We start from the raw sequence: 5,378 nt of genomic DNA on the forward strand, positions 1-5,378 counted from the left end.
GGCAGGTCTCGGGCCGCTCCGACACCACCTACGCCGAGCGCGTCGCCCTCGACCTCGACTACGCCACCCGCTGGAGCCTGCGCCGGGATCTCGCCATCCTCCTGCGCACAATCCCCGCCGTCCTCGCCCAGCGCGGAAGCCGGTAGCCCTACCAGCGCTCTCGATGGATCGAGTCATGCACGATGACAACGCGCTCTGGTACGACTACGCCGAGCTTGATGCGGCACCCAGCTGGACCCTGGCGGTCATTGCGGTCCTGTTTGACGTGGCGGTCGGCGGCTTGAAGACGGTGAACCGAGCGTACTGGCTGCCCGATCGGATCTGGCGTCAGTTGGTTGATGCCTATGCTTGGTGCTGCACGGCAAAAAGACATCGATCCTGAGTTGTAGGGCGGTGCATCAGACAGTTGTGTTGCGAATGTCCCCCTGCGCATCAGGCGCAGTTTCGCAAAGGCGCCAAAACTCGACGAAGCCGATGGCGTAGGCGGCAAGAATGGCGGCAGTCCAGTGCATCATCGAGGCCCTAACGCGACTGACCAACCATTGTGCCGGGGAAAGCTTGATACTTTCTGACGCGGTTAGACCGTATCGTTCCTGCGACGGTCCTGCTGTGGCTTGTTGGCTTACGGAAGTCAGAGCGGCGAGTACGAGGTTGCGGACCGCACCTCATGCGCCCTGTACCCTTGCAGTGCGCAGCATCCCGTAGAACTTGCCTAGGTCAGACATAAACCGGGCTTGCTGCAACGAGATCAGATGAACGGATAGAACGGCCTGAGCTATGCCGTGGCATCATGCGACTGGACGGTATGCCAAATGAGGGGTGTGTGACGTGAGGAAGCCGTGAATGCCAGCGAGATCGAAGACGCGCTTCGCCTTACGGAAAACGCGATCCGGTCAGCCAAGGACGCAGAGCGGTGGGCGCTCATCGCGGCCAACAATGACAAATCGGGGAACGCCCAACAGGCATGGAACTTCGCCAAGCGCACGGTGCAGGACCTGGAGAAGCTGAAGCGCTACCTTCAGGTGGCTCGCTCGTCCTGAGTCACGCACGCCTCCCGTACGATCGCCGCAAGTTCGGCAGCTGTCTCGACACCCGCCCCGCTGCTCGTCTTCTTAGCCCATGCCCCTGCAATGCGGTTTCGGTTCAGACTCCCCGCACACCTGCGTTGCGCAGCGCCCCGTAGAACTTGCCCGGGTCGAACATGGCCCGAGCTTGCTGGAGGCTGATCGGTCGGCCACCAACGTCCGGCGCCCCCATCATGCCGCCCGACCTCTGCTGGCCCTGCTTCTGCTTCTGAGCGGCAGCCGCGGCCTTTAGGGCGTTGCCGATCTGCGCGTACTGGTTGCTGGGTTGGGCCGGTTGCGCGGTCGGATCCGAGGAGAACCCGCCCGGCGCCGGCATGGTGGTGAAGGGCTGGCTCGATAGGGACGCTACGTCAGGAGTCGGGGACGCCTGCCCCGGCACAGCCGAGCCCTGCCCCACGATGCCGCTCAACCTGAAACCGCCCTGCTGTGCCGTGCTCCCCATCGAGCCGCCACGAGGGGCCGCCACGCCTGGCAGCGCCTGACCGCCGCCGAAGCTGTTCGCGTAGACCTGTGTCGTCGCCACCCGGAAGCCGACGCATCCCGATCCGACGTTGGAAGATCAGCTTTGCGCCGAATGGTCCGGCATCCTGCGCTGGATGATTGAGGGCTGTCTGGACTGGCAGAAGAACGGCCTCTGCAAGCCCGCGTCCGTAGTCGCCGCGACGCAGGACTACTTCGCCGATCAGGATGTCTTCCAGCAGTTCCTTGACGAGCGGTGCGACGTGGACCGCGAGAACGAGCACAAGTTCGAGGGCAAGGTCGTGCTGTTCAATGCCTGGAACGACTACGCCAAGGCGGTGGGAGAGGTGCCCGGTACCGGCAAAACCTTCAAGGAGGCGATGCGTCGCCGTGGTTTCCCCGATCCGGTGCAGATCAAGGCCATTAGAACGCAGGGCTACCGGGGCATCCGGCTGATCCACGACAATGTTCGGGAGGGCTGATCGCTATGCCCGCACGGTTTCAGGTTTCAAAAGTTTCTGAAACTTCCCCATTCGCCTTATACGTGTACGTGCGCGCGTCACGGGGCAAACACCAGGTTTCAGAAACCTTGAAACCGGCAACCGGCCACTGGTTGTCGTGGTGGCCGCGATGATGACGGCCGCCGACCGCTGGGGTCCGTTCTCTCAGGGCCTCGACCCCGCCGAGCAGCGCGCCCGCCTTCGTGCCCTCCGGCAGACCGCCCGACTCCTGATCGGCCCTCGCGGCACTAACCTGTGCCGCCTCCTCGCGGAAGCCGAGACCGACCCGGCCGCCCTTGAACCCGCATGCCGCGCCGTCGACGCGCTGGCCGCCACCGACCGCCGCCAGATCCTAGCGTCCTACGCCGCCCTCGCCCGTGCCGCCTGAAGGAGATTGCCGTGTCCAACGTCATCCCGTTCCCCCAGCCCCGCCCGCGCCCCCTCCCTTGGGTCCGAGCCCAAGACAAGACTTCTGGCATCCGCGTCGCCCGCTTCGATGGTCGCTGGTGTGTCGAGCGTCTGGAAGCCGGCGACATCATCGACCGGAGGTTCATGCCGACCCAAGCCGATGCCGAGCGCATCGCAATCCGCATCTGTCGCCGCGACAGGCTGACGATGCTCACGGCGCGCAGAAGCCGTCCGTGCCCTCGGCCGAACTTCCATTAGCACACCCCGACGATGCGGCCTGAAGGAGTTACCATCCCGACCGAGAACGCTATCCGTCGCCAAGTCCGAGCCGAGATCATCCGCACGATTGCCGAGGCGAACGCCTGCGGCCTTGGAGACGGCGTAGCTGCAGCCCGTCGGGCCTTCCCCGGCATTCCAGAGGCGATCCTGTGGGAATGCTGGAGCGAGTTGGACCAAGAGCATCAGGAGGCGTGGTGGCAGCGCATAGAGCGCACCATTGTTGGCGAACTAATCCGCAACGCGGTCACGACCGCGCAAGCCTGAGGGGAGTCGTCATGTCCAACATCATCACCCTCGCCCCGCCCGAGAAGCCGACACCCGTGGCTCGGTACGCGGAGGTTGCCGTCTACGGCACGGTCGGGCCGCTCACGGTCGCTCTCGCCCGCCGTACCGACGTGAAGGAGGGGCTGATCCACGTCGTCGTGATGGGATCCGCCATCGGCCTAGAGATCGTCGCCACCCTGCCGGATGACGACAAAGGCCGCGCCGTCGCCGATTTTACCGGCCCCGCCGTCCTCCGCGCCGTCGAACTGTCCGAGACCGAGTCCGCCGCCCGCCCGGAGGCATGCTGATGACCTCCCCCGACCGCATACCCCACCCAGGCCGCACATCCGCTGAACGCCGTGCCCTCGACGCCATCGGCTGCGGCGAGCCCCCGCGTTGCTTACACAGGACGCTCCGCAACCTACTCGTCGCCGGCCTGATCGTTGAGGCCGGCAGCCAGACCCGCCGCGATGCACGATGCACTCGGTTCCTACCGCATCCCCACCTACGAGATGCCGATCCTGGTTCATTTTCAGTGGTGCTCGGCTGTTGCCGCAACCGACGAGGAGATGGCAGCCTTCGAGGCCGAACTGGAGGGATTGCCATGAACCGCCTCGCGCAGCTCGCCCTCGCTGACCAAATCGCGCAAGCCGAGCAAGCCGTCCTGCGCCTTCTCGGCGGCATCGAGACCGGTGTCGCGACTGGGCGGACTGCCGAGGCCTACAAATCGGCCATCGGCCGGCATGGACGGGCAATCCTGGACGCCGGTGGCCGGGACGCTCTCGCGGCCGTGACGGACCGGATCAGCGACGTCCCCGGTCGCGAGGCGGACCGCAAGGCCCTGCTCGCAAAGCTGTGGGCCGACCTCGAAAGGGCGCCTGAATGACCGCCGCCAGCATCCTCGCCCTCGTCGATAGCATTCAGCGGCGCGGTGACGACGTGCCCGCCGCTCAAGCCTTTCGGAGCGCCCTCACCCGCAAGGGCCGAGAGGCGCACGCGGCCGGCGGCCCAAGGACCCTCGCCGCCATACGGCGGGAGATCGCGGTCGCGGACCCGAAGCGAGCCGCTGCCCGCGCCGCGATCCTGGCTACGGCCTGGGCTGATCTGCTGCCGACTGCCGGTAGAGGTGCGCAGCCATGACCCTCCTCGACGCCATTGCAGTCCAGGACCCTCTCGCCCTGGCCAAGGAAGCCACATCGCGCCTTCTGGCCAGTATCGAGACATGCGCCGCGGCCTCATCTCTCCGCGTCGTCGGGATCATCCCATTCGACGCGACGAGGCCGAGGCAACGGCTCATTCCCAGCAAAGCTGATCCGGGTTGCCGCAGACATGGCTACGATGATGAGGCAGATCGCAGCGACGCGTTCGAGCATGGCGCTGTTCTCTCAGGCGTAGGGCCGGGTCGCCAAGCACTGACGGGCCGCACGCTGGCGCGCACGCGCATTGTGCAATCGTCGCATATGCTCTTGGAGGATTTCATCCTCATACGGTGGACGGGCTGTTATCGCGGCAGGCTGCGGAGTCTTCGGGAGGTTCTCACGCTGCGGATCGGTTGGACTCATGGCCGCGCCCTCCGTAGTTACTACGTGGAAGCTGCGTCATTCGTCGATCGGCTGCAACCCAGGCGCGAAGACGATCCACTGGCTCTCAGATCTAGCTGCCTTCAGTGCACCTCGGCCGAGCGCCGCGCCCTCGACCGCATCGGTTGCGGCGAGCCGCCCGCCTGCAGCCCGAAGACACTCCGCAACCTGCTGGACGCCGGCCTGATCGTGGACGTTGGAGGCTAAATCCGCCGCGACGCGTTCGGGTTCTATCGGGTGACGGCCTACGCCATGCCGATCCCGGTTCACCTGGTCTGGTGCTCGGCTGTTGCTGCCACCGACCGAGAGGCGGCTTTCTTCGACGCTGAGCTGGAGAACTGGCAATGACCCGCCGCCCCGGCCCCAATCATCACCCCGACGACGACACCAACATGGACGAGCCGACGCGCGCTGAGCTGGTAGCCGAGGCCCTTGCCGTGTTCGGCCATGAGGCGGCCGAGGAATTGGCTCGCCTGCTCCGCGTTCCGTTCGAGGCCGCCCACCCAGAGGCCCGGCCATGATTGCCACTCTCCCCGATCCACCGACGCCCGCCAGCATCCTCGCTCTGATCCAGAGCATCGAGCGTCACCCACCTGGTGCGCCCGCCGCCCTCGCCTTTCGCTCGACGTTGCGCCGCAAGGGCCAGGACCACGCCGGCGGCCCTCGCCGACGTGGTGGCCTGGATCCGTGCTGCTGACCCGGACCGGGCCGACGCGCGCGAAGCCGTCATCACCGCGGCGTGGGTCGATCTGCTGCCGAAGCCGGAGGACGCGTGAGATGAACGTGTCTCGGTCACCCGCTCA

General features: G+C 66.1%; 13 protein-coding genes. 12 read left to right on the top strand and 1 reads right to left on the bottom strand.

Annotation, left to right across the window (positions count from 1 at the left end; translation table 11 throughout):
• The 3 genes from MKK82_RS04025 to MKK82_RS04035 form a co-directional block, all read left to right on the top strand.
• Positions 1–146: sugar transferase (locus MKK82_RS04025; RefSeq protein ID WP_243984737.1), on the top strand; the 146-nt coding region annotated here is incomplete at its 5' end.
• Positions 147–175: 29 nt separating this feature from the next.
• Positions 176–382 carry a hypothetical protein gene (locus tag MKK82_RS04030; RefSeq protein ID WP_243984716.1) on the top strand — a complete coding sequence of 69 codons (207 nt, stop codon included), beginning with the start codon at positions 176–178 and terminating at the stop codon, positions 380–382.
• Positions 383–839: 457 nt separating this feature from the next.
• Positions 840–1,040, top strand: coding sequence for a hypothetical protein (locus tag MKK82_RS04035; protein ID WP_243984718.1), 201 nt, complete (start codon positions 840–842; stop codon positions 1,038–1,040).
• A gap of 103 nt (positions 1,041–1,143) precedes the next feature.
• Here the strand turns inward: MKK82_RS04035 and MKK82_RS04040 are convergent, their stop codons facing one another.
• Entirely contained in the window at positions 1,144–1,608 is a 465-nt protein-coding gene (locus MKK82_RS04040) for a hypothetical protein (RefSeq protein WP_243984719.1), read from the bottom strand.
• A gap of 28 nt (positions 1,609–1,636) precedes the next feature.
• On the opposite strand from MKK82_RS04040, the gene MKK82_RS04045 reads away from it, so the two are divergent.
• From MKK82_RS04045 to MKK82_RS04085, 9 genes are all read left to right on the top strand, one after another.
• Entirely contained in the window at positions 1,637–2,026 is a 390-nt protein-coding gene (locus MKK82_RS04045; RefSeq protein WP_243984720.1) for a hypothetical protein, read from the top strand.
• A gap of 148 nt (positions 2,027–2,174) precedes the next feature.
• Positions 2,175–2,432: a hypothetical protein gene (locus tag MKK82_RS04050; protein ID WP_243984722.1), complete on the top strand. Its 258-nt coding sequence runs from the start codon at positions 2,175–2,177 to the stop codon at positions 2,430–2,432.
• Between the two features lie 11 nt (positions 2,433–2,443).
• Complete coding sequence (locus tag MKK82_RS04055) at positions 2,444–2,710, top strand: hypothetical protein (RefSeq protein ID WP_243984724.1); 267 nt, start codon at positions 2,444–2,446, stop codon at positions 2,708–2,710.
• A 12-nt stretch (positions 2,711–2,722) separates the two neighbouring features.
• A complete protein-coding gene (locus MKK82_RS04060; protein ID WP_243984726.1) occupies positions 2,723–2,995 on the top strand; it encodes a hypothetical protein in 273 nt (90 codons plus the stop codon).
• Between the two features lie 11 nt (positions 2,996–3,006).
• Complete coding sequence (locus MKK82_RS04065; RefSeq protein ID WP_243984727.1) at positions 3,007–3,303, top strand: hypothetical protein; 297 nt, start codon at positions 3,007–3,009, stop codon at positions 3,301–3,303.
• A 162-nt stretch (positions 3,304–3,465) separates the two neighbouring features.
• Entirely contained in the window at positions 3,466–3,603 is a 138-nt protein-coding gene (locus MKK82_RS04070; RefSeq protein ID WP_243984729.1) for a hypothetical protein, read from the top strand.
• Complete coding sequence (locus MKK82_RS04075) at positions 3,600–3,881, top strand: hypothetical protein (RefSeq protein WP_243984731.1); 282 nt, start codon at positions 3,600–3,602, stop codon at positions 3,879–3,881. The genes MKK82_RS04070 and MKK82_RS04075 overlap by 4 nt, the downstream gene beginning before the upstream one ends.
• Before the next feature lie 250 nt (positions 3,882–4,131).
• Entirely contained in the window at positions 4,132–4,782 is a 651-nt protein-coding gene (locus tag MKK82_RS04080; RefSeq protein ID WP_243984733.1) for a hypothetical protein, read from the top strand.
• A gap of 137 nt (positions 4,783–4,919) precedes the next feature.
• Positions 4,920–5,096, top strand: coding sequence for a hypothetical protein (locus MKK82_RS04085; RefSeq protein WP_243984735.1), 177 nt, complete (start codon positions 4,920–4,922; stop codon positions 5,094–5,096).
• The last annotated feature ends 282 nt before the right edge of the window (positions 5,097–5,378 follow it).

The organism is Methylobacterium sp. E-046 (genome assembly GCF_022829625.1).
Lineage (GTDB): Bacteria > Pseudomonadota > Alphaproteobacteria > Rhizobiales > Beijerinckiaceae > Methylobacterium > Methylobacterium longum.

What these genes read in the sequence shown, in the direction of transcription:
- MKK82_RS04050 (WP_243984722.1), top strand. Translation starts at nt 2,175, where the DNA reads ATGATGACGGCCGCCGACCGCTGGGGTCCGTTCTCTCAGGGCCTCGAC.
- MKK82_RS04080 (WP_243984733.1), top strand. Translation starts at nt 4,132, where the DNA reads ATGACCCTCCTCGACGCCATTGCAGTCCAGGACCCTCTCGCCCTGGCC.
- MKK82_RS04075 (WP_243984731.1), top strand. Translation starts at nt 3,600, where the DNA reads ATGAACCGCCTCGCGCAGCTCGCCCTCGCTGACCAAATCGCGCAAGCC.
- MKK82_RS04085 (WP_243984735.1), top strand. Translation starts at nt 4,920, where the DNA reads ATGACCCGCCGCCCCGGCCCCAATCATCACCCCGACGACGACACCAAC.
- MKK82_RS04065 (WP_243984727.1), top strand. Translation starts at nt 3,007, where the DNA reads ATGTCCAACATCATCACCCTCGCCCCGCCCGAGAAGCCGACACCCGTG.
- MKK82_RS04070 (WP_243984729.1), top strand. Translation starts at nt 3,466, where the DNA reads ATGCACGATGCACTCGGTTCCTACCGCATCCCCACCTACGAGATGCCG.
- MKK82_RS04030 (WP_243984716.1), top strand. Translation starts at nt 176, where the DNA reads ATGCACGATGACAACGCGCTCTGGTACGACTACGCCGAGCTTGATGCG.
- MKK82_RS04060 (WP_243984726.1), top strand. Translation starts at nt 2,723, where the DNA reads ATGCGGCCTGAAGGAGTTACCATCCCGACCGAGAACGCTATCCGTCGC.